The sequence below is a fragment of the Nonomuraea fuscirosea genome, assembly GCF_003001935.1.
Taxonomy (GTDB): Bacteria; Actinomycetota; Actinomycetes; order Streptosporangiales; family Streptosporangiaceae; genus Nonomuraea; species Nonomuraea fuscirosea.
The window spans coordinates 51,420-72,279 of record NZ_PVNG01000004.1; the positions used below are offsets into that span (position 1 = coordinate 51,420).

16 protein-coding genes are annotated in these 20,860 nt (G+C 72.6%); 11 read left to right on the plus strand and 5 right to left on the minus strand.

Annotation, left to right across the window (positions count from 1 at the left end; all coding sequences use genetic code 11):
* The first annotated feature begins 28 nt into the window (after positions 1-28).
* The 3 genes from B0I32_RS10430 to B0I32_RS10440 all read left to right on the plus strand — a co-directional run bounded on the left by B0I32_RS10430 (position 29) and on the right by B0I32_RS10440 (position 2,758).
* On the plus strand, positions 29-895 hold the full coding sequence (locus tag B0I32_RS10430) for a carbohydrate ABC transporter permease (RefSeq protein ID WP_106238174.1): 867 nt from the start codon (positions 29-31) through the stop codon (positions 893-895).
* Positions 892-1,758 carry a carbohydrate ABC transporter permease gene (locus B0I32_RS10435; protein ID WP_245955732.1) on the plus strand — a complete coding sequence of 289 codons (867 nt, stop codon included), beginning with the start codon at positions 892-894 and terminating at the stop codon, positions 1,756-1,758. The genes B0I32_RS10430 and B0I32_RS10435 overlap by 4 nt, the downstream gene beginning before the upstream one ends.
* Positions 1,759-1,867: 109 nt before the next feature.
* Positions 1,868-2,758 (plus strand): dihydrodipicolinate synthase family protein, encoded by an 891-nt coding sequence (locus tag B0I32_RS10440; protein ID WP_106238178.1) that lies wholly within the window; start codon positions 1,868-1,870, stop codon positions 2,756-2,758.
* 57 nt (positions 2,759-2,815) lie between these two features.
* On the opposite strand, the gene B0I32_RS10445 is transcribed toward B0I32_RS10440, so the two are convergent.
* Genes B0I32_RS10445 through B0I32_RS10455 form a run of 3 tightly spaced genes read right to left on the minus strand, consistent with a single transcriptional unit; the run spans position 2,816 to position 6,308 of the window.
* Positions 2,816-4,753, minus strand: a complete 1,938-nt coding sequence (locus B0I32_RS10445) for a ligand-binding sensor domain-containing protein (RefSeq protein ID WP_106237222.1) — start codon at positions 4,751-4,753, stop codon at positions 2,816-2,818.
* Between the two features lie 44 nt (positions 4,754-4,797).
* Positions 4,798-5,526, minus strand: coding sequence for an amidohydrolase family protein (locus B0I32_RS10450; RefSeq protein ID WP_106237224.1), 729 nt, complete (start codon positions 5,524-5,526; stop codon positions 4,798-4,800).
* Positions 5,523-6,308: an amidohydrolase family protein gene (locus tag B0I32_RS10455; protein WP_181307248.1), complete on the minus strand. Its 786-nt coding sequence runs from the start codon at positions 6,306-6,308 to the stop codon at positions 5,523-5,525. The genes B0I32_RS10450 and B0I32_RS10455 overlap by 4 nt, the downstream gene beginning before the upstream one ends.
* Positions 6,309-6,602: 294 nt before the next feature.
* Between B0I32_RS10455 and B0I32_RS10460 the strand changes: the two genes are divergently transcribed.
* The 4 genes from B0I32_RS10460 (at position 6,603) to B0I32_RS10475 (ending at position 11,364) form a co-directional block, all read left to right on the plus strand.
* Entirely contained in the window at positions 6,603-8,510 is a 1,908-nt protein-coding gene (locus B0I32_RS10460; protein WP_245955733.1) for an outer membrane protein assembly factor BamB family protein, read from the plus strand.
* A 9-nt stretch (positions 8,511-8,519) separates the two neighbouring features.
* Positions 8,520-9,206: an amidohydrolase family protein gene (locus tag B0I32_RS10465; RefSeq protein ID WP_146178121.1), complete on the plus strand. Its 687-nt coding sequence runs from the start codon at positions 8,520-8,522 to the stop codon at positions 9,204-9,206.
* A 55-nt stretch (positions 9,207-9,261) separates the two neighbouring features.
* A complete protein-coding gene (locus tag B0I32_RS10470) occupies positions 9,262-10,008 on the plus strand; it encodes an amidohydrolase family protein (RefSeq protein ID WP_106237232.1) in 747 nt (248 codons plus the stop codon).
* Positions 10,009-10,143: 135 nt separating this feature from the next.
* Complete coding sequence (locus B0I32_RS10475; protein WP_106237234.1) at positions 10,144-11,364, plus strand: DegT/DnrJ/EryC1/StrS family aminotransferase; 1,221 nt, start codon at positions 10,144-10,146, stop codon at positions 11,362-11,364.
* Between the two features lie 12 nt (positions 11,365-11,376).
* Here B0I32_RS10475 and B0I32_RS10480 read toward each other — a convergent pair whose 3' ends face one another.
* The gene (locus tag B0I32_RS10480) at positions 11,377-12,018 is read right to left on the minus strand and encodes a hypothetical protein (protein WP_245955734.1); all 642 of its coding nucleotides are present in this window, start codon (positions 12,016-12,018) and stop codon (positions 11,377-11,379) included.
* A 127-nt stretch (positions 12,019-12,145) separates the two neighbouring features.
* On the minus strand, positions 12,146-14,854 hold the full coding sequence (gene pulA / locus B0I32_RS10485; RefSeq protein WP_219911754.1) for a pullulanase-type alpha-1,6-glucosidase: 2,709 nt from the start codon (positions 14,852-14,854) through the stop codon (positions 12,146-12,148).
* 346 nt (positions 14,855-15,200) lie between these two features.
* Between pulA and B0I32_RS10490 the strand changes: the two genes are divergently transcribed.
* From B0I32_RS10490 to B0I32_RS10505, 4 genes are all read left to right on the plus strand, one after another.
* A complete protein-coding gene (locus tag B0I32_RS10490; RefSeq protein WP_106237238.1) occupies positions 15,201-16,490 on the plus strand; it encodes an extracellular solute-binding protein in 1,290 nt (429 codons plus the stop codon).
* A 3-nt stretch (positions 16,491-16,493) separates the two neighbouring features.
* Complete coding sequence (locus B0I32_RS10495) at positions 16,494-17,483, plus strand: carbohydrate ABC transporter permease (RefSeq protein WP_106237239.1); 990 nt, start codon at positions 16,494-16,496, stop codon at positions 17,481-17,483.
* Positions 17,477-18,355 (plus strand): sugar ABC transporter permease, encoded by an 879-nt coding sequence (locus tag B0I32_RS10500; RefSeq protein WP_106237242.1) that lies wholly within the window; start codon positions 17,477-17,479, stop codon positions 18,353-18,355. Before B0I32_RS10495 ends, B0I32_RS10500 begins: the two co-directional genes overlap by 7 nt.
* Positions 18,356-18,424: 69 nt before the next feature.
* A complete protein-coding gene (locus B0I32_RS10505; RefSeq protein ID WP_106237244.1) occupies positions 18,425-20,830 on the plus strand; it encodes a hypothetical protein in 2,406 nt (801 codons plus the stop codon).
* The last annotated feature ends 30 nt before the right edge of the window (positions 20,831-20,860 follow it).

Genomic DNA, 20,860 nt, shown 5'->3' on the forward strand with positions numbered 1-20,860 from the left:
CCGTCCTTTTCGGAAAGGTGTGAACCCGGTGCGTCATCGCCTGCGCGATCCGATCACAGGCTTGCTGTTCGTCCTGCCCATGCTCGTGCTCTTCCTGATCTTCAAGATCTTCCCCACGCTGGGCGCGGCGGGCATGAGCCTGACGAACTGGAACATCGGCGGCGAATGGGACTTCATCGGCGCCGACAACTACACCCGGCTCGTGAACGACCCGAACTTCTGGTCCAGCCTGCGCGCCACCCTCGTCTACACGGCCATCTACGTGCCGCTGGTCGTGCTGGTCTCGCTCGGCACCGCGCTGCTGCTCAACGCGATCGTCTTCATGCGCGGGCTGTTCCGCGGCATCCTCTTCCTGCCGTACGTGACCAGCTTCGTCTTCGCCGGCCTCATCTGGCGCTGGATCTACGAGTTCGACGGCCTGATCAACGGCCTGCTGGCCAAGCTGGACATAGCCCCCGTCGCCTTCATGGAACGCTCGGAGCTGGTGCTGCCCGCGCTGGCCCTCGTCTCCTGCTGGAAGGGTTTCGGCTACTCGATGCTGATCCTGCTGGCCGGGCTGAAGGCCATCCCGGGCTCGTACCTGGAGGCGGCCAGGGTGGACGGCGCGAGCGCCTGGCAGCGCTTCCGCTCCATCACGCTGCCGCTGCTCAAGCCCGCGCTCTTCTTCGTCCTGGTGATCGAGACGATCGCCTCGTTCCAGGTGTTCGACACGATCTACGTGATGACCGGCGGCGGGCCGGCCAAGGCCAGCTACACCCTCATCTACGGCATCTTCGAACGCGGCTTCAGGTTCTGGGAGTTCGGCTACGCGGCCACGTGGGGGATGGTGCTGTTCGCCGTCGTCCTGGTCGTCTCGCTGATCCAGCGCCGCTTCGTCGGCAGGGAGAACACGTGACGCTGACCGCCGCACGGCCCGCCGCCGCCAGGACCGGCCGCCCGGCCCCCGCGCCCCGCCGCCGGGGCCGCAGGTGGGCGCTCTACACCCTGCTCACGGTCATGTCGCTGCTGACGATGGGGCCGTTCGTCGCGATGCTCGTCGTGGCGCTCTCGCCGCGCGGCGAGCCGACCCTGCCCGCGCGCTGGCCCGCCTCGCTCACCTTCGACAACATCGCGCAGGTCCTGAACGCCTCCGGGTTCGCGGAGTGGACGATCAACTCGCTGGTCTACTCGGCCGTCTCCGTGGTGATCATCCTGCTGACGGCGTCGATGGCCGGGTACGCGTTCGCCAAGAAACGTTTTCCCGGCCGCGACGCCATGTTGTGGACGTTTCTCGCCACCATGATGGTGCCGTTCCAGGCCACGCTCATCCCGCTCTACGTGCTGGTGTCCGACTTCGGCGGGGCCGACACCTTCTGGGGGCTGATCGTCCCGACACTGGCGAACTCGCAGGCCGTTTTCCTGATGCGCCAGTTCATCCTCGGGCTGCCCGACGAACTGTTCGACGCCGCCAAGGTGGACGGCGCCTCTGAGCTGCGCGTCTACTGGACGATCGTGGTGCCGCTGACCAAGCCGATCCTGGCCACGCTGGGCGTGTTCGTCTTCCTGTGGCACTGGAACGACTTCCTGTGGCCCCTCGTCATCTCGCAGAGCGACGCCACGCGGACGCTGACCGTGGGGCTGACGGTGCTGAAGACGGAGGAGATGCAGTGGGCGACGCTCATGTCCTCGGCCGCGGTGTCGGCGGTGCCCTGTCTGCTGGTGTTCTTCCTGCTGCAGCGCTACCTGGTCAACAGCATCGCCATGACCGGCCTGAAGTGACCTGGCGCTCAGGTGACCCGGGCCTGAAGTGACCTGAGCCGAACGCCTACGCTTGGCCGACGGAGCCGTCCGGCGGGCCGAGGTGGCCGTGCCGGTGAGGGGAGCGACGATGAGCACGCCGATCGACCCGCGGGCCGCCCGGTTGCGCGACCGCCTGCGCGGCGCCCTGGTGGCGGCCGCGGCGACGCCGATGGCCGCGTCCGGTGAGGTGGACCTCGACGTGGCGGAGGCGTACTTCCGCCGGCTGGCCGCAACCGGCGCCGACGCCCTGGCGGTGCTGGCCCACACCGGTCGCGGACCCTACCTCGCGCCGGACGTGCGCGCCGGGGTGATCGAACGCGCCTGCCGGACCGGTGTCCCCGTGGTCGCCGGCGTCGGCGGCGGCGCCGTCCCGGCCGCCGAGGAGGCCAAGGCCGCGGCGGCGGCGGGGGCCGGCGGCGTGCTGGTGTTCCCGTCACCGGGCGACCGGGCGGCCCTGCACGACGAGGTGTGGACGGCGGCCGGGCTGCCGATGATCGCGTTCGACCTCTACACCGCGCCGTGCCCGCCGAACATGCTGCGCGAGGTCGTCCGGCACCCCGGCGTGGCCGGGCTCAAGACGGCGCTGCTGTCGGACGCGATGGGCTGCCAGGAGGCGATCGCGCTGACCTGCGCGGCGGGCCGGCTGGCCATCACCGGCGAGGACCGCATGTTCGGCCCCTCACTGCTGTGGGGAGCCGAGGCGGCGCTGGTGGGCATCGCGGCGGCGTCGGTGCCGACGACGGCCGCCGTGCTGCGCGCGTTCCGCCGCGACGACCTGCGGGAGTTCGAACGGGCGTCCGCGCGGCTGGACCGGCTGGCCGGGGCCACGTTCACGGCCCCCATGGAGGGGTACGTGCAGCGCATGTTGTGGCTGGCCGAGGCGGAGGGCCTCATCCCCGCCACCCACGCCTTCGACCCGTACGGCCCCGGCCTCCCCGACGACGAACGCCCCGGCGTGCTGGCAGCGGCCTCCGCCTGACGCCCCGGGCTCCGCGGGAAGCGCCCGGCGCGGGCCGGGCGCGTTCCCCGGGCGGGGTCAGATGGCGATGCGGATGAGGTTGCGGCCCTTGAGGCCGTACAGGGCCTTGCGGGACGGGTCGATGGTGATGCGGGAGCCGCCGCCGAACCAGTCGCTCGCCAGCCCATCCACGATCTTGCGGGCGGTGAAGGCGACCAGATCGACCTTGTAGACGGCGTCCTCGTCGCTCGTGTACGCCTTCGTCCCGGACAGCACCAGGTCGCCGCCCCGGTCGCAGACCTTGAGGGTGCGGGTGACCTTGCGTCGGCGCGGGTCGAACTCGAACAGCACGCCGTCTCCGGTGATGCCGTACAGGGCGAGCGCCGTGTGCTTGAGGCTCGTGACGGAGGTCGCGCCGGCCACCGGCTCGACCTCCCACGTCACCTCGCGGCGCCGCAGGTCGAACGCGGCCAGCCGGGCCGTGGACGTCACCGGCGGTGACCCGAGGCCCTCCTGCGTGCTGGTGCCCAGGTAGACGGTGCCCAGCCGGGCGGTCAGCGCGAACACCGTCTGGCGCTCGACGACCGGCCGGTAGGTGTCGAGCCGGCCGCTGCGCGGGTCGTAGACGTCGAGCGCGCCGTTCTGGTGACCGGGCTCCGGCTGGGTGGACATCACGATCAGGCCGGTCGCCCGGTCGTGGCACAGATCCTTGGGCCGGTCCTGATTGTGGCCGGTACGCAGGAGCAGCTCGGCCTCGGCGTCGCCCGCGCGGTGGGAGTAGAGGGCGGCCTGGGTGTAGACCCCGAGGTACGTGATCCCGTTCGCGGTCATGATGGTCTTCGGCTCGCCGGGGATCGGCAGCCGGGTGACCTCGCCGGAGGCCAGGTCGTGCACGTCGCAGCCGCCCTTGCCGCCCACGTAGACGCGCTCGCCGTCGCTGTGCACGGACATGGGCTCCTCGGGGGCGGCCTTGAAGCCCTTGGCCACGTGGCTGACGTACTCGATGCCGCCGGTCGCGGGGTCGTAGACGAAGACGCCCGGCTCCTGGACGCCGTAGATGCGGCCCCCGTGCTCCAGGATCCGTACGGTCTGCGCCTCGGGGAACGGCACCCCGAGCACCTCGTACGTGCCGTCCTCGATCCGGTAGCGGTAGAACGTGCCGGACGGCCGCCCGGCGAAGTACACCCAGCCGTCGTGGATCAGCACCGAGACGACGTACTTCTCGCCCGGCGCGGTGGCCTTGACCACCTGGTACGCGGCCGGGTTCGTCTTCTCCAGCACGATCAGCTCGCCCAGCGAGTTCATCCCGCCGGCGATGTGGGTGGCGCTGATCGACATGCTCGACACCCAGTCGCGGTCGGCCACCTCGGCGGGCAGCAGCTCGCGCTTGTCGCCGGTCCTCCTGTCGATCGCGACGAGGTGGGCGTTGCTGCCGACGCCGGCGTAGACGTGGGTGTCGTCGGCCTGGATGCTGCGCACGTACGACTCGCCGGGGGCGGGCTGGCCCAGGTCGCGGCTTGCTCCCGTGGCGGGGTCGTACTCGACCACGCGGCCGGGCTGCGAGGTGCCCAGGTAGACCTTGCCGTCGGGCGAGGAGGCCATGGTCCAGATGTAGGGGTCGGGATACTCGGCGACCTTCGTGGTCGTACCGGTCAGGGTGTCGATCCGGTACAGGTCCGACCTGGAGTGGGTGCCCACGTAGACGTCGGTGCCGACCTTGCACATCGCCCAGATGCCCACGCCCGAGGTGATGTCGAAGTGGGCGGTGACCTTGTCCTGGCCCAGGTCCCAGGCGCCGACGACGTTGGGCGCCAGGCCGCGCGAGCCGAGGTAGAGCACGTCGCCGACGAACTCGGCGTTGCCCAGCGGGCTGGTGACGCTGGCCGGGCCGAGGTCGGTGATCGTGCCCTCACGCTCGCGGCCCGCGGCGAGGGCGGGGGTGGCGGTGAGCGCGGGCAGGGAGGTCACGGCCGCGGTGGCGGCCGCGGCCTGGAGGAAACGGCGGCGGGGGATCATGCGCTGGCACTCCTCAGGACGGGTTGGCCGCACGCTATTACGGCCTAGGCCGTAATGTCCAGATCAAAAAGTCGTACGGCGTTCCGCCACGCGATCAGCTCGGCCGTCTCCGCGTCCAGCCCGGCGGCCGCCACGGCCCCGAACGCCGACGCCGGGTCGATGAGGGTCGAGTCGGTGCCGAACAGCAGGCGGGTGCGGTCCACCGCCGCCGCGACCCGGGAGACGCGGCCCGCCGGGGCGTGGGAGTAGCAGGGCTCCAGGTAGAGCCGGTCGCAGGCGTTCGCGGCCTCGATGGCGTACGGGTAACCGTCGGCGCCCATGTGCCCCGCGATGACCCGCAGGCCGGGCGTGCTCTCACAGACCTCGGCCAGGTCCAGCACCGTGGCGCCCCAGGTGTGCACCAGCGCGGGCACCCCGGCCTCGGCGACCATGGCCAGCGCCTCCCGCGTCTGGGGCGAGGAGACGGGCGACCTCGTGTAGTCGGTGTGGATCTTGACCCCGGCGAACCTGCCCGTCGGGAGGTATTCGCGCAGGTCACGCTCGGCGTCGGCCTGCCTGCGCGGGTTGATCGTGACGTAGCCCAGGTGGCGCTCGCTCGTGGCCAGCCACTCCGCCAGGGCCCGGTTGCCCGCCGGCGCGTCGTAGATCACCGCCTCGGTGGCCGACACGATCGACAGGGCGATGCCGTACCGGTCCATGGTCGCCAGGTTGGCGCCGGCCACGTCCATGGTGAAGAACCACGGGCCCCAGTGGGCGTGCACATCGATGATCATCCGAACAGCCTCCTCGCGTTGCCGCCCGCCACCGCGGCGACCTCGTCCGGCGTCAGGCCGCTGGTCGCCAGGCGCAGCAGGGGGACGATCGGCTCGTAGTGGGGGGTGCGCGAGCCGAACACGAGACGGTCGGCCGGGACGGTCTCCAGCGCGTCGGGGGAGTTGAGCAGGCGGGTCGAGGTGTGGAACCCGGGCTCGTCGGCGGCGGCCACCAGGAAGTCGCCGAGGTGGTAGAAGTGCGTGTCCAGGAAGACGACCTTGGCCTCCAGACCGGAGAACGGCTGCCAGAACCTGCGCACGTCACCGCCGGTCAGCACGACCAGGCCCGACAAGGCGGCCCGTCTGGCGACGTGGCGGACCGAGGGGAAGCCCGCCTCCACGCCCTGCTCGTCGGGGAACAGCCTGATCGCCCGCACGCCCAGGGGTTCGAGGCGGTCGATCTCGCGTACGGCGCCGATCGGGTCACGCAGATCGACGGTCCCGACCGGAATCACGTCCACCGCCCCCGCCGCGTCTCTTCCGGTCCCGGCGCCGCCACTCCCGGAGTCTCCGATGGTGCCACGCAGGGACAGGACCTCGTCGTTGCCCGACCGCACGTCGAACAGCGCGGCCCGCAGCGACGCCACCGCCCCCGCCCTGACGCGGTGCCCGGCCAGGGCCGCGAGCACGGATTCCGGGGTGCCCGGCGGGCCGTCGCGGTCGGGATACGCGCCGACCAGCACGTCCACGTCGAAGGTCACCTCAAGCTCGCCGACCAGTCCACCAGCGTCGAACGCCGTCACGCCGCCTCCATTGACTATTCCCGATCCGCACATTACGGTCTGGGCCAAAATTGGGCAACAACTCGCGGAGGTGCGGCCATGCCGCGCGGTTCCCTCACGCTCTCAGCGGTCCTGGCCGCCGTGCTCCTCACCACGGCGGCCCCGGCCTCGGCAGCGGTCTTACCCACGCCCCCCACGTCATCCGGCCCATCAGCCGGCGCACCCTCGCCCGCCGTCCCGGTCACCGCCGAAACAGGCTTCCAGGGCCGCGCGTCCGAGGCCGCCGAAGGGTCCCGGTCCTGTGCGGGGACGCGGGTGGAGACGTTCGGACCGGCGTCGCTGACCGGCGCGATCGTCGGCGCCGCCGTTCACGACGGCAGGGCGTACGTCGTCACCCGCGGCCAGAAGCCGCCCGTGCTGGCCGAGATCGACCTGGCCACGCGCGCGGTCGTCCGGACCGCCCGCCTGCCGGACGCCCCCGCGGCCGGGGAGCCCGAGGGCGGCTGGGCCACGGCGGTCTCCGGCGGCAAGGTCTACGTCGGCACGTACCCGGTGCCCGACCTCTACCGCTTCGACCCGGCCAGCGGCGAGGTGACGCACCTGGCCTCGTTCGGCAAGAACGGCGGCTACATCTGGTCGCTGGCCGCCGCGCCCGACGGCACCCTCTACGCCGGCACGTACCCCGACGGCCGGGTCAGGGAGTACGACCCGGACACCGGCGCCGTGCGCGACTTCGGCGTGCTCGCCGCCGGCGAGCGCTACGTCAGGGCCGTCGTGGCCGACGACCGCACCGTCTACGCGGGCCTGCTCGACAAGGGCAAGCTGGTGGCGATCGACCGGGCCACGGGCGCGGTCAGGGAGCTGGCGCAGGGCACGACGGGCATCGGCGTGGTGGCCGAGCACGGCGACCGGGTCCTCGCGGTCAGCGGGCCGGCCCTGATCGACGTGCGCAAGGACGGCACCGACGTCAGGAACGTCCCCCTGGGCCCGCTCAGCCTCGACGCGCTCACGGTCGCCGCCGACGGCACCGTCTACGCCACCTCCCGCCCCGACGGCGCGATCCACCGCTACCGTACCGGCGACACCGCCCTCACCCCGGTGGCCGATCCGCCGTCGCGGGACGACGAGACCAGGCGGATCGTGCTCACGGACGACGACACCCTCGTCGGGTTCTCCGGCAGCGGCGGCATGTGGTCGCTGGACCTGCGCACCGGCACGTCCGCGTTCACCGACCTGATCGAGGCGGGCCTGCCCGCCGGAGCCGAGCGCCCGCAGAGCATGCTGCTGGTGCCCGGCCGCGCCGTCTACGTCGGCGGGCACTTCTTCATGGACGTACGCGACCTGCGTACGGGCGAGCAGCGCAGGTTCCGCGTCCCCGGCGAGCCCAAGGACCTGGTCCGCCACGGGAACAAGATCTATGCCGCCCTCTATCCCAGCGGCCAGGTCGTCTCCGTCGACCTGCGCACCGACGAGGTCCGCCCGCTGGCCCGCCTGGGCCACGACCAGCAGCGCCCGTGGGACATCGAGTACGACCCGGGAACCGGCAAGCTGCTGGTCGCCTCCGCCCCGCTGGGCGCCAGGCTGGAGGGCGCCCTGTCGATCATCGACCCCGGCACCGGCGCGATCGACTCCTACCCGGGCGTCATCCCTGACCAGAGCCTGATGAGCCTGTCGCTCGACTCCCGCGCGGGCGTCGTCTACCTGGGCGGCGACGTGCTCGGCGGCGGCGGGACGCCGCCGGTCAGAGCGTCGGCCTCCGTCGCGGCCTTCGACCTGCGCACCCGTACGGTGCGCTGGCAGGTGGACCCGGTCCCGGGCATGCGGACGTTCCAGGACGTCAAGGTGCACGGCGGCCTGCTGTACGGGGTCTACAAGCGCGACTCCGGCACCTGGATCGCCCTCGACCCGGCCACCGGGACGGTCAGGCAGCGGGGCGCCCTGTCCGGGTACGGCGAGCTGACCGTGCATCGCGGCCGGGTGTTCGCCGCCACGTTCTTCGGCGGCGGCAACGCGTACGAGCTGGGCACGGACGAGCCCGGCGGCGGCGCGCTCGGACCCGCCAGGCACCTGGCCACCGGTCTCGGCGACGACTGGTACACCAACCCGCAACTGCACTTCGAGCCCGGCTCGTGGCAGGCGTGGACCATGAGCGGCCGTCATCTGGCCAGGGTGGACCTGAACCCGCGCTGCCCGCTCTTGACCGTCACTCCACCGCAAGGCTAATTTCGGTCTGTGCCGAAATCAGTGCTGGACGCCCACCGGCTCATCGGGCCCGTGCCCTTCGACGACCTGCCCCGCGACCCGGGGCGGGAGATGGACCGGCTGGGCATCCACCACGCCTGCGTCACCCACACGCTCAGCCTCTACTCCGACGTCCACGCCGGCAACGAGGCGCTGCTCGGCCTGCGCGACCCCCGGCTCGTCCCGGTGCCCGTCCTGCTCCCCGAAGCGTTCGCGCCCGCCCAGGACTGGGACGTGCCGATGGTCCGCCTCTGCCCGGCCCGGCACCGGTACGAGCTCACCGGCCCCACGGCGCTGCGCCGGCTGGCGGACCTCGGCGCCGTCGCGGCGATCGAACTCGACGAGACCTCACCGGCCGAACTCGTCACCCTCACCCGCCGGCTGCCGGAACTGCGCGTCCTGCTGCTCAGCCCCGGCTACCGGCGGCTGCGCGCGATCGGCGAGCTCATGGCCGAGATCCCCAACCTGTGGCTGGAGATCGGCACCGTCAACACGCAGCGCGGCGTCGAATGGCTGGCCGCGCACTACGGCGCCGAGCGGCTCGTGTTCGGCACCGGGGCTCCCGTCATGGACGACTGCGGGCCCCGCTTCCTGCTCGACCACCTCGAACTTCCGGAGGCCGACATCGACCTGATCGCCTCGGGCGGCAGCCTGCTCGGGCAGGGAGTCCTGCGGTGATCCTCATCGACCGGCTCGCTTCGGGCGGCGACCTGCTCGGGCGAGGAGTCCTGCGGTGATCCTCGACGCGCACGGCCACCTCGGATCGTGGCCCGACTTCCTCATCCCCGACCCCTCCGCCGCCGGCATGGTGTCCCTGATGGACCGGCTCGGCATCGACGCGATCGGCATCAGCCACCTGCTCGCCGTCGGCCCGGACGCCGAGGAGGGCAACCGGCTGGCGTTCGCCGCGGCCGGGCGGCATCCCGGCCGGATCGGCGTCTGGCAGGTCTACAACCCGCACCAGCGCAACCGGCTCACGGGCAGCGGCGTCTGGGGCGTGAAGATCCATCCGGACGTGCACGAATGCCGGCTCGACGACCGCCGCTACGACCCCGTGTGGGAGCTGGGCCTGCCCGTGCTCGCCCACGGCCAGACCGGCTCCCCGTGGAGTGACCCGGCGCAGTTCGTCACCGTGGCCGGGCGGCATCCGCACGTGCCGCTCCTGCTCGGCCACGCCGGGCTCTGGCCGAACGGCTTCGCCAGGGCGGCCGAGCTGGCGGGCCCGTATCCGAACCTCTTCCTGGAGATCTGCGGTTCCAAGATGACCGGCCGCTGGATCGCCCGGCTGGCCGAGCTGATCGGCGCCGACCGGGTGATCTACGGCTCCGACGCCTGCTTCCTCGACCTGCGCGTCGGCTTCGGCCGCGTCGCCCTGGCTCCCCTCACCGATGCCGACCGCACCCTCGTCCAGGGCGCCAACCTCGCCCGCCTGCTGCCCCCGGACCAACCGGCCGGGCCCGCCCGATCGCCCGAGCCGTGATCGCCCGAGCCTCGGGTGCGTGGCCGGACCCGCCCGTTCAGCCGAGCCGTGATCGCCCGAGCCTCGGTCATCCCGTCCTCGATCGCCTGAACCCGTTCGTCGTGGCCCCGTTCGTGCAGACAAGGACCAACTCGTATGACGCTCGCTCTCTACGGCGGAGCCCCCGTCCGCACCTCCCCCTGGCCCGCCTGGCCGCCGCCGCTCGACGGCGCCCAGCGTGAACGGGTCACCGCCGTGCTGGACAGCGGACTGTGGGGCGCCACGCAGGGTGGGTCCGCGTGCGCGGAGCTGGCCGGCGCGTTCGCTCGCCGGTCGGGGGCCGAGCACGCCGTGACCGTCGGCAACGCCACGCTCGGTCTGTTCGCCGCGTTGCGCGGGCTCGGGGTCGGGCCCGGCGACGAGGTGATCGTCCCGGCGTACACGTTCGTCGCCTCGGCCACCGCCGTCCTGCTCGCCGGCGCCACGCCGGTGATCGCCGACGTGGACGCGGACGACCTGCACCTGTCGGCGGACACGGTACGGGCGGCGCTCACCCCGCGCACCGCCGCGATCATGCCGGTGCACCTCGCGGGCAGCCCGGCCGACATGGACCCGCTGACCGAGCTCGCCACCCGGCACGGGCTGGCCGTGATCGAGGACGCCGCCCAGGCGCACGGCGCCACCTACCGGGACCGTCCGGTCGGCGGGCTCGGCGACGCGGGCGTCTACAGCTTCCAGGCGAGCAAGGCGATGACGGCGGGGGAGGGCGGCCTGATCGTCTGCCGGGACCAGGCGGTGCACGACGCCGTCTGGTCGGTCTGCAACCTCGGCCGCGACCCCGGCGGCGCCTGGTACGGCCATCCGTCGGTCGGCTGGAACCTGCGGCTGACCGAGATCCAGGCCGCGCTGCTGCTGCCCTGGCTGGACCGGCTCGACGCGGAGATCGACCGCAGGAACGCGTTCTGCGCCGCCCTCGAACGCGAACTGTCCGCGATACCCGCGCCCCCGGGCCGCGAAGGTGCGGGGGAGCCGGGAGAGAGGGCCGGGCCGGGGGGATTCCGGCCCGTGACGGTGGTCCCGCGGCCGGCGGGGACCACGCGGGACTCCCGGCACCTGCTGATGCTCAGGCTGCACGTGCCCGTCGACCGGTCGTTCCTGCTGGAGGCCATGGCGGCGGAGGGGGTGCCGCTCGACGGCGGCTACCCGCCGCTCGGCACCATGACGGCGCTGACCGGGGCCGGCGCCAGGCCGGAGCCCTGCCCGGCCGCCGAGGCCGCCGCCCGCGAGGTGGTCTGGGTTCGCCAGTCCATGCTCATGGACGACCCCGCCGGCGCCGCCTGCGTCGCCGAAGCCCTGGCCAAGGTCCTCACGGGCTGACCCGCGACCGGGTCAGACGGACGCCGGGGTGGCCGGGGCCGACGTGGGCTGCTCGGTGCGGATCAAGGCGTCGCACTCGGCGATCGTCTCCTCCAGCAGCGTCCGCAGCAGCGCGTCCGGGTCGGGGATGCACGCCTGCACGATCCCCACCACGGCCAGCTGCACCGCGTTCGGGGCCGCGTACCGGCGGAAGCCCTTCTCCGTGATCCGCGCGGCCCTGCTGAAGCGCCGGGCCTGCTCGGCCGCGTGCGGGACCTCCTCCATGGCCCGCCTGCTGCGCTCGCTCAGCCGCCCGGGCGGCGCGCCGTCGAGCCGGGCGAGCATCTCCTCGGCCGCCAGCACCGACACCGCCAGCGCGAGCTGGCGCTCGGCCGCCGCGACCGGCAGGGCCGTGGTGGCGCAGCGCAGCGCGATGTGCGCGTCCACCCGCAGGTCGTCGCTGGCCAGGCCGATGATGGACGGGACGAGGTGGACGAGCTTGGCCCGGCTCTCGTCGCCGGTGTTGTCGTTGACCAGGCGGGCGAGCGCGGCCAGCAACGGATGGGTGCAGGCCGGATGGTCACTCCACCGCTCGCCGGCCAGGTAGGAGGCCAGCTCCATGAAGCAGGCGCCGCGCTTCGGGTTGCGATGCCTGCCGCGGGAAAGAACCGGCATGTGATCAAGGTGATTGTCCACGGGTGCTCCACTGCTCCACGCGATCGCCGTTTATACAGTCTGCGCCGTCGTGCCGCGCAATGCCAGTGATGTCCTTGAACGTTCCCCCTACCCCGCCGGGTCACACTCAGGCGCTCACGAACACCGCGACCGTCCGCGCGGGCACCGTCACCGTGCCGGTGGCGGGATCGAACGACGACTCCCGCACCACGGGGTCCTCGGAGGCCGCCTGTACGGGATGCAGCGCCACCTCCCGCCCCGCCACCTCCGGCAGCGTCTGCGCCTGGGCCGACGGGGTGGCGTTGAAGACGACCGTCACCGACGCCCAGCGCGGGTCGAGCCCTTCCGTGTCCACGTGCATCGTGATCACCCCCTCCGCCGAGCCGGGGAACGTCAGCCGCCGCCCCACCTCCTCCGCCGACCCCAGCGCGAACGCCGGCGACGACGCCCTGATCCGCAGCAGCTCGCCGAACCCGGCCCGGGCGGCGCCGATGTCGGCGCAGCCGGGCCGCAGCGCGGGATCGGCCAGCAGCGGCCTGGCGTAAGGCCACGCGGCCTCGTTGGCGGCCCGGGGCGGCAGGCCAGCGCCGAAGCCGTTGCCCCGCTCGCAGTCCCACAGCAGCCGGTTGAACCAGTCGCCCGAGTCGTAGGAGTCGCGGTCGAACGACTTCGAGCGCAGCCGCTCCGAGCCCGCGTGCACGAACGCCGTCCCCTGCGCCAGCAGCACCGTGGCCAGCGACAGCACCTGCATGCGCACCCGGTCGGCCATCGGCGTCTCCTGCGGCAGCTTGTACGCCAGCGCGTCGAACAGCGTCTCGTTGTCGTGCGCGTCCACGTACGTCACCGCCTCCCCCGGCGCGGCGGTGTACCCGGCGGGCGAGCCGTGGTAGCCGACCTCCGAGCCCTTCCGGCCCGACGGCAGCACGTAGCCGGCCAGGTTGCCGGTCAGCCCCAGCCTGATCAGGTCCGCGCAGTACGCCAGCCGCGCCCGCCGCTCGCCTGGCGTGCCGTTGGCCGGGGCGCCGTTGGGGTCGCCGGCCAGCCCGGAGCCGAAGCCCTGCACGCGCGGGTCGGAGTCGAAGGGGCCGCCGCCGCGCACCGCGTCCCGCAGCCGGTCGGTGAACGTGCCGATCCCGGTCCCGGCCAGGTTGCCCTGCGTGGCCTGCTCGAACCTGGCGCCGCCGGCCACCTCGCCGAAGTCCCAGCCCTCGCCGTACAGGAGGATCGACCGGCCGTCCACGCCGTCCCGCTCGGGGGTCAGCGCGTCGAGCGCGCGGCGGACGGCGAGCAGGTTCGCCTTCGGATGGTGACCCATGAGGTCGAAGCGGAAGCCGTCGATCTTGTACTGCGTGGCCCACGTGACGATCGAGTCGACCACGAGGCGGCCCATCATGGCGTGCTCGGGCGCGGTGTTCGCGCAGCAGGTGGAGGTGGCCAGAGAGCCGTCGTCCAGCAGGCGGTGGTAGTAGCCGGGCACGATCGGGTCGAGCACGCCGGTGGAGTGGGTGTGGTTGTAGACCACGTCCATGACCACGCGCAGGCCGGCCCGGTTCAGCCCGGCGACCATGGCGCGCAGCTCTCTGGTCCGCTCGTCCGGGTCGGTCGCGTACGAGCCCTCGGGCACCGTGTAGTGCAGCGGGTCGTACCCCCAGTTGAAGGAGTCCCGCGCGGCCGTGCGCGCGACGCATTCCTGCTGCGCCTCGGAGTCGGGCGGCAGCGCGGCCAGGTCGCAGTCCGGCTCCGTCCTGTCCTGCCTGCGCTCGGGGACGGTGGCGAAGTCGAACACGGGCAGCAGCTGCACGTGCGTCAGCCCGTCCCGGGCCAGCGCCCGCAACTCCCGCATCCCGGCCGTGTCGTCGGCTATGTCGCCCGCCGTGTCGCCCGCCGTGTCGTCAGTGGGGCCGCCGCCGGGGGCGCCGGCGCGGTCGCCGCCGGCGGTGTCTGCGAAGGCCGTGTACGTGCCGCGCAGGGCCGGGGGCACGGTGGTGTCGGAGGCGGAGAAGTCGCGTACGTGCAGCTCGTAGATCGAGGCCCGGTGCGGCGGGACCGGGGGCGGCTTGACCAGCCGGTCCCAGCCGGGCGGCTTGAGCGCGGCGGCGTCCAGGCTCACCAGCCGGCTGCGCCCGCCGTCCGGGGTGACCGCCAGTCCGTACGGGTCGGTGACCTCGTTCGTCACGACCCCGCCCGCGCCGGGGGAGTACACGGTGACCAGGTAGGTGTACTCGCGGCCGAGCCACGACGGCGGCCCCTGCACCGACCACACACCGCTCTCGTCGTCGCGCCGCATCGGCTGCACGCTGCTCCGCCCGGGGCCGTACAGCGCCAGCTCGACCTTCCGCGCGGTCGGCGCCCACACAGCCAGCCTCAGCGCAGTGTCGCTGGACGGGCCGAGCGGCTCGGTGAGGGCGCGGGTGGCGTACAGGTCGTCCAGCACGCCCGGGATCTGCACGCCGGTCGCCGCCACGAGCGCGCCCGAGCCGTCCCGCGCGGCGGCCACGACCTGGCCGCGCAGTGCCTCGCGGACCATCCCGGCGTCCTCAGGGTGGACCGTGAACGCGGGATGGGCGGCCAGGTGCGGCCAGGCGCGCCGCTGCTCCTCGCTCAGCGTGCCGGGCAGCAGCCGGATCAGCTCCTGGACGCCGCGCAGGTCCCCGTCCCGGCAGGTGATCCCGCCGCCGGCGCTGAGGGCCAGGAAGTGGCGCGCCGCCGGCCCGGCCCGCCAGAGCACGGTGCCGCGGTCGATCCAGTGGGCCCTGGCCTCGCCGCCGGGCGGCTCGCCACTGCTGTGCGTCAGGATCTTCGCCCCGCTTTCGTGATTCCCGTCCGCCTTCGTGATGCCCCACCCGGGCAGCGGTGATGCAGCACGACGCCGCCCCGGGCTCGGCCCACCCCGGCGGCGGGGATGCGACGCGACGGCGCCCCGGGTTGGACCCGCCCGGCCGGCGGCGACGCGGCACCACGGCGTTTCGTGCCAGAACCGCTGCCCGAGCTGCCCTCGGGGTGTTGCCGGGACGTTACGGTCCGTCTACGATCTTTGCAACGCTTTCTGGAAATTTCAGAAAGCAATTGGCTCACTCTGGTAACTACTTGCAGAAACCTTGCGCCGCCATCTACCGGCGCGCGTTCCGTCGGCGTAGCCTCCGGCTTACTCCGACCTCCGACAGAGCTGTGAGGAGAAGGACATGCGACGACTTTTACCGTCAGCGGCGGCCGTCGCCGCGGTGACCCTGACGCTGGCCGCCTGTGGCGGCGGCGGAGGCGAGAGCGCCGCTCCCGCCGCGTCGGTCTCCGACCCGTCGAAGGTCAGCGGCGAGGTGACCTGGTGGGACACGACGCGCCCGGACAGTGAGGGACCGACCTTCCAGGCGCTGATCAAGGAGTTCCAGGCCAAGTACCCGCAGGTCAAGGTCAACTATGTGAACGTGCCCTCGGACCAGGCGCAGAACCAGTTCCAGACGGCCGCGCAGGCCGGCACCGGCGCCCCCGACGTGATCCGCTCCGAGGTGGCCTGGACCTCGCAGTTCGCCTCGCTGGGCTACCTGCAGCCGCTGGACGGCAGCCGGGCCGTGGACAAGCCCGAGGACTTCCTGCCCGGCCCGCTCAGCAGCACCAAGTTCGGCGGCAAGACGTACGCGGTGCCGCAGGTGACCGACACGCTGGCGCTCATCTACAACAAGCGGCTGCTCAAGGAGGCCGGCCACGAGGAGGCCCCCAAGACGATCGCCGAGCTCAAGCAGACCGCGCTCGACGTCAAGGCCAAGACCGGCGCGCAGGGCCTCGCGCTGAACGTCGACTCCTACTTCCTGCTGCCCTTCATGTACGGCGAGGGCGGCGACCTGCTCGACGTCGCCAACAAGAAGATCGTGGTCAACTCCCCGGCGAACGTGAAGGCCATGGAGACCGTCTCCGACCTGATCAGCTCGGGCGCGGCCGCCAAGCCCGCCACCACCGAGAGCTACGCCAACGCCATGACGGCCCTGAAAGAGGGCAAGGCGGCGATGATCTACAACGGGCCGTGGGCCCTGTCGGAGATCTACCAGGGCAAGGAGTTCAAGGACAAGGCGAACCTGGGCATCGCGCCGGTCCCGGCCGGCTCGATGAAGGCCGCGGCCCCCACGGGCGGCTGGAACCTGGCCATCTACGCCGGCTCGAAGAACATCCCGGCGGCGTACGAATTCGTCCGCTTCATGACCACGGCGGAGGCCCAGGCGAAGATCGCCAAGGAGATCAGCCTGCTGCCGACCAGGACCTCCGCCTACGACAACCCCGACGTCCAGGCCAACGCGGACGTGGCGGTGTTCAAGCCGATCATGGACACGGCCGTGCCGCGCCCGTGGATCCCCGAGGGCGGCCAGCTCTTCCAGCCGCTGCTGGAGGGCTATCAGGCGCTCGTCGGCGGCAAGTCCGCGCCCGCGGACATGCTCAAGCAGGTCGACGAGCAGTACCGCGGGATCATGAAGGACTGGAGCTGACCCGTGGCGGTGTCGACCGGACAGGTGAAGGCCGCGGGCGGCGCCGCCCGCGGCAGTCGCCGTGACAGCCCAGGACGGCTGCGGCGCTCGATCGCCACCCACTGGTACGCGTGGGCGATGATCGCTCCGGTGCTGATCGTGATGGCGGCGCTGATCGGCTGGCCGCTGGTGCGGGGCCTCTACCTGTCGCTCACCGACGCGACCGAGGCGAACATCGGCCGCACCATCGGCGTCAACGTCATCCCGGCCACGTACGAGTTCGTCGGCCTGGACAACTACCTGCAGATCCTGACCAGCAGCGTCTTCTGGGACAAACTGCTGTGGACCGTCGTCTGGACGGCGGCCTGCGTCGTCCTGCACTACGGCATCGGCCTGGGCCTGGCCGTCATGCTCAACCGCAAGCTGCGCTTCCGCTCCCTCTACCGGGTGCTGCTGATCCTGCCGTGGGCGGTGCCCGCGTTCGTGGCCGCCTTCATCTGGCGCTACCTCTACAACAGCGACTACGGCGTGATCAACGGCTTCCTCAAGATGGCCGGACTGACCGGCGTCGGCTGGCTGGACGACCCGACCACGGCGAAGATCGCGGTGATCGCGGTCAACGTGTGGATCGGCGTGCCGTTCATGATGGTCGCGCTGCTCGGCGGCCTCCAGTCGATCCCCGCCGAGCTGTACGAGGCCGCCGAGGTGGACGGCGCGGGCCCCTGGCAGCGGTTCCGCGCGATCACGCTGCCCGGCCTGCGCCAGGTGTCCACCACGGTGGTGCTGCTGGGCACCATCTGGACGTTCAACATGTTCCCCATCATCTTCCTCGTCACCCGGGGCGGGCCCGGCAGCGAGACCGAGATCCTGGTCACCTACGCCTTCCGTGAGGCGTTCACCGGCATCCGCAACTACTCCGGTTCGGCGGCCTGGGGTGTGATCATCCTGGCCATGCTGGTCGTCATGGCCGTCGGCTACCGCCGTACCCTGCGCAGTCAAGGAGACCCATGGTGAGCACCACGACCCGGCCCCGCGTGAGCACCACGACCAGGCCGCGCGGCGAGCGCGGCCCGCTGGCCTCCGTCGCGCTGCACGCCGGCCTGCTGCTCGCGGTGGCGATCTCCCTGTTCCCGGTCGTCTGGCTCGTGCTCACCTCGCTCAAGCCGCGCGACAGCTGGCTGTCGGCCGAGCTGCAGCTGTTCAACAACTCCTCGCTGGACAACTACGTCCGCGTGCTGACCGGCACCGAGTTCCCTCAATGGCTGCTCAACAGCGTGCTGACGGCCGGGCTGACCATGGTGCTCGGCGTGTTCCTGGCGGCGACCACCGGGTACGCGGTCAGCCGGTTCCGCTTCCCCGGCCACCGCTCGGTGATGTGGCTGCTGCTGATCACCCAGATGTTCCCCGTGGCCATCCTCATCGTCCCGCTGTACAACCTGATGGCCGGGCTGGGCCTGCTCAACCAGATCCCCGGCCTGGTGATCGCCTACATGACGATCGCGGTGCCGTTCTGCGCCTGGATGATGAAGAGCTACTTCGACACCGTCCCGGTGGAGATCGACCAGGCCGGCATGGTCGACGGGCTGACCCCGTTCGGCGTCTTCTGGCGGGTGGTGCTGCCGCTGGCCAGGCCCGGCATCGCGGTCACCGCGTTCTACTGCTTCATGACCGCCTGGGGCGAGGTCGGCTACGCCACCGTGTTCATGTCGCAGGAGGACAAGCGCACGCTCGGCGTCGGGCTGCAGCAGTTCATCGGCCAGCACTGGTCCGACTGGGGGTTGATGACGGCCTCCGCCGTGCTCATCGCCATCCCGGCCGGGGTGGTCTTCCTGCTGGTCCAGCGCCATCTGATCACCGGGCTCACCGCGGGGGCGACGAAGGCGTAGCAGGCTGTCGCCTGCGGGTAATCAATCAATCACTGTACGTGACCGTGGCCGGGGCGGGACCATGGTCACGTGGACGGATTCATCGACAGGACCTGTGCGGGCGTGACCGAACTCCGCGTGCACGGCGTCTCCGGCACGCCGCCGGCCGGCGTACTGAACCATCCCCACCCCCGCCTCGTCGCGGGCGACGGCACCACCGGGTTCTACCGGCGCTGGTGGACGGGCGGGCGGCCGACCGGCGAGCACCCCGACGTGCCGGGCGTCCGCCGCAGGGAGGCCTACGCCTGGGGCAACCTCACCTCGGGCGGCAGGACGATCGCGCTCTGGCTGCTCCTGCTGCCGTTCTCGCTGGCGAACCTGTCCTACTTCATGCTCCCGAGGCCGGCCGGCGGGACCCGGCTGCGGCACGCCACCGAGGCGGCGCAGCGGCTGTTCGCCCTGCTGCTCACCGGCACGCTCGTCGGAGCCGTCACCCGGGCCGCCGTGGACCTCGTCGGCTGGCAGTGCACCGCCGCCGGGCGCGCCTGCACCCTCGCCACGGCGCCCGGCTGGGTGCGCTGGCTCGGCACGCTGTGGGGCGCGGAGCCGTCGAAGCGGCTCGCGGTTACCGCGCTCGTGCCGCTGCTGCTCGTCGTTCTGCTGTGGTGGCTCGCCCGCCGCACCTGGCGCCGCGACGAGAACACCGCCGAACCGCCGGACGTCGCGCCCGACCGGCCCGAGTACCGGCCCGCTGCCGATCCGGCGTCCCGGTCCGGTGGCGAGCCCGGGTCCCGGTCCCCGGCCGAGGCCGAGGCCGATCCCGATCCCGGGTCCCGGCCCGCGGAGGCGGCCGAGGTGCTGCTGGCCAGGCCGCGGTTGTGGCGGGGTGGCGCGCCGGTGTGGCGGCTGCGGGTGGTGCACGTCGCCTTCTCGCTCGCCTCCATCGGGGTGGCGGTGTCGGCGCCCTTCGCGCAGACGTTCCCCGGGCTCGCGCTGACGGTGGCCAACGCCGGCGTGCAGCTGGCCGCCGCCGTGCTGGCCGCGCTGCCGTGGACCGCCCGGCGGGTGGACCCGCGCTCGGGACGGCGGGCGCCGCGCCGGCTCATCCGCTCCGTGCACGGGCTGCGGGTGGCGGCGCCGCTGGTCTTCCTGGGCACGGTGGGGGCCGCGCTGGCGGGGCTGCCTGAGGGTTCCGCCGGTACGACGCTGTGGCGGCTGCCCGGTGTCGGCATTGGAACGTTCCAGTACGCCCTGACGCTCGCGCTCGGCCTGTTCATCCTGGTCTCCACCTGCCTGCTCGCCCGCCTGGACCGCCGGACCCGCCGCACCGCCCCCGAGCCGGCCGAGCCGGAGGGGCGGGAAGGGCGGGAGGTCGTGGCGGGAGAGCGGCCGGCGATGGGCGGGGTGGCCGCCTGGGTCGTGCTGATGATCGCCGCCGGCGGCGCGAACGTCCTCGCGCTCGGCGTGCTGTTCTGCACGGCCGCCTTCTTCGGCGTCCCCGCGATGACGGGAGGCCCCCGCCCGCCCGGCCGGCGGCTGTTCCTCGACGACCCCGTCTGGTGGACGGCCGCCCTGGTGCCGCTGCTTGTCCTGGGACTGGCCGCGCTGGCCGTGGTGCTGTGGCTGATCAGGCGGGCCGAGGCCAGGCGGCTGGCGCCGGAGCTCAAGCCGTACTATCTCGAACGCGACGACGCCGAGGCCGTCGCGCGCACCTGGGCGCTGGCCTCGCTCACCGACCGCGCCGGGCTCGTGCTGGGCGTGCTCACCGGCATCGGGGTGGCCGGATCCGCTGCCGTCGGCACGATCCACCAGCTGCGCCTGTTCACCCCGGACGGCGGGCTCGCCGGGCGGGCCGCGTCGATCGGCGGCTGGGCCCTGGCGGCGGTCATCTCCGGGCTCGCGCTGCTCGGCCGCCGCACCTACCGCGACCCCCGCCTGCGCCGGACGATCGGCGTGCTGTGGGACGTCGCCACGTTCTGGCCGCGCGCCATCCACCCGCTCGCGCCGCCCTGCTACACCGAACGGGTGGTCCCCGAGCTGACGGCCAGGATCGGCACCCTCGCCGCCACGGAGCGGGACCAGGTCGTGCTGTCGGGGCACAGCCAGGGCAGCGTGATCGCCGCCGCCGTGGTCCTGCAGCTCGATCCCGCCCTGCGCGGGCGCGTGCGGATGCTCACGCACGGCTCGCCGCTGCGCCGCCTGTACGCGCCCTTCTTCCCCGCCTACTTCGGCGAGCCGGGACCGCGGGCCGTACGCGAGGCCGTGACCTGGTGCAACCTGTACCGGCTGAGCGACCCGATCGGCGGAGCCGTCTTCCGCCGGGTCGATCCGCTCGCCGGCGGACGGAGGGACGCGGTGGACCGGTTCTGCTGGGATCCGCCGCGTCCAGGACCCGGTGAGCCGCTGCCCGAGACGCGGTGGCATACGGACTACTGGCTCGAACCCTCCTATGGCGAAGCCTTGAATCATCTGGTCACCGTCAAACCCGCCGCGTGAGCGCGCCGGACCGGTAGGGTTGCCCGCGTT

What these genes read in the sequence shown, in the direction of transcription:
- B0I32_RS10450 (WP_106237224.1), bottom strand. Translation starts at nt 5,526, where the DNA reads ATGATCATCGATGTGCACGCCCACTGGGGCCCGTGGTTCTTCACCATG.
- B0I32_RS10440 (WP_106238178.1), top strand. Translation starts at nt 1,868, where the DNA reads ATGAGCACGCCGATCGACCCGCGGGCCGCCCGGTTGCGCGACCGCCTG.
- B0I32_RS10475 (WP_106237234.1), top strand. Translation starts at nt 10,144, where the DNA reads ATGACGCTCGCTCTCTACGGCGGAGCCCCCGTCCGCACCTCCCCCTGG.
- B0I32_RS10445 (WP_106237222.1), bottom strand. Translation starts at nt 4,753, where the DNA reads ATGATCCCCCGCCGCCGTTTCCTCCAGGCCGCGGCCGCCACCGCGGCC.
- B0I32_RS10480 (WP_245955734.1), bottom strand. Translation starts at nt 12,018, where the DNA reads ATGCCGGTTCTTTCCCGCGGCAGGCATCGCAACCCGAAGCGCGGCGCC.
- B0I32_RS10490 (WP_106237238.1), top strand. Translation starts at nt 15,201, where the DNA reads ATGCGACGACTTTTACCGTCAGCGGCGGCCGTCGCCGCGGTGACCCTG.
- B0I32_RS10500 (WP_106237242.1), top strand. Translation starts at nt 17,477, where the DNA reads ATGGTGAGCACCACGACCCGGCCCCGCGTGAGCACCACGACCAGGCCG.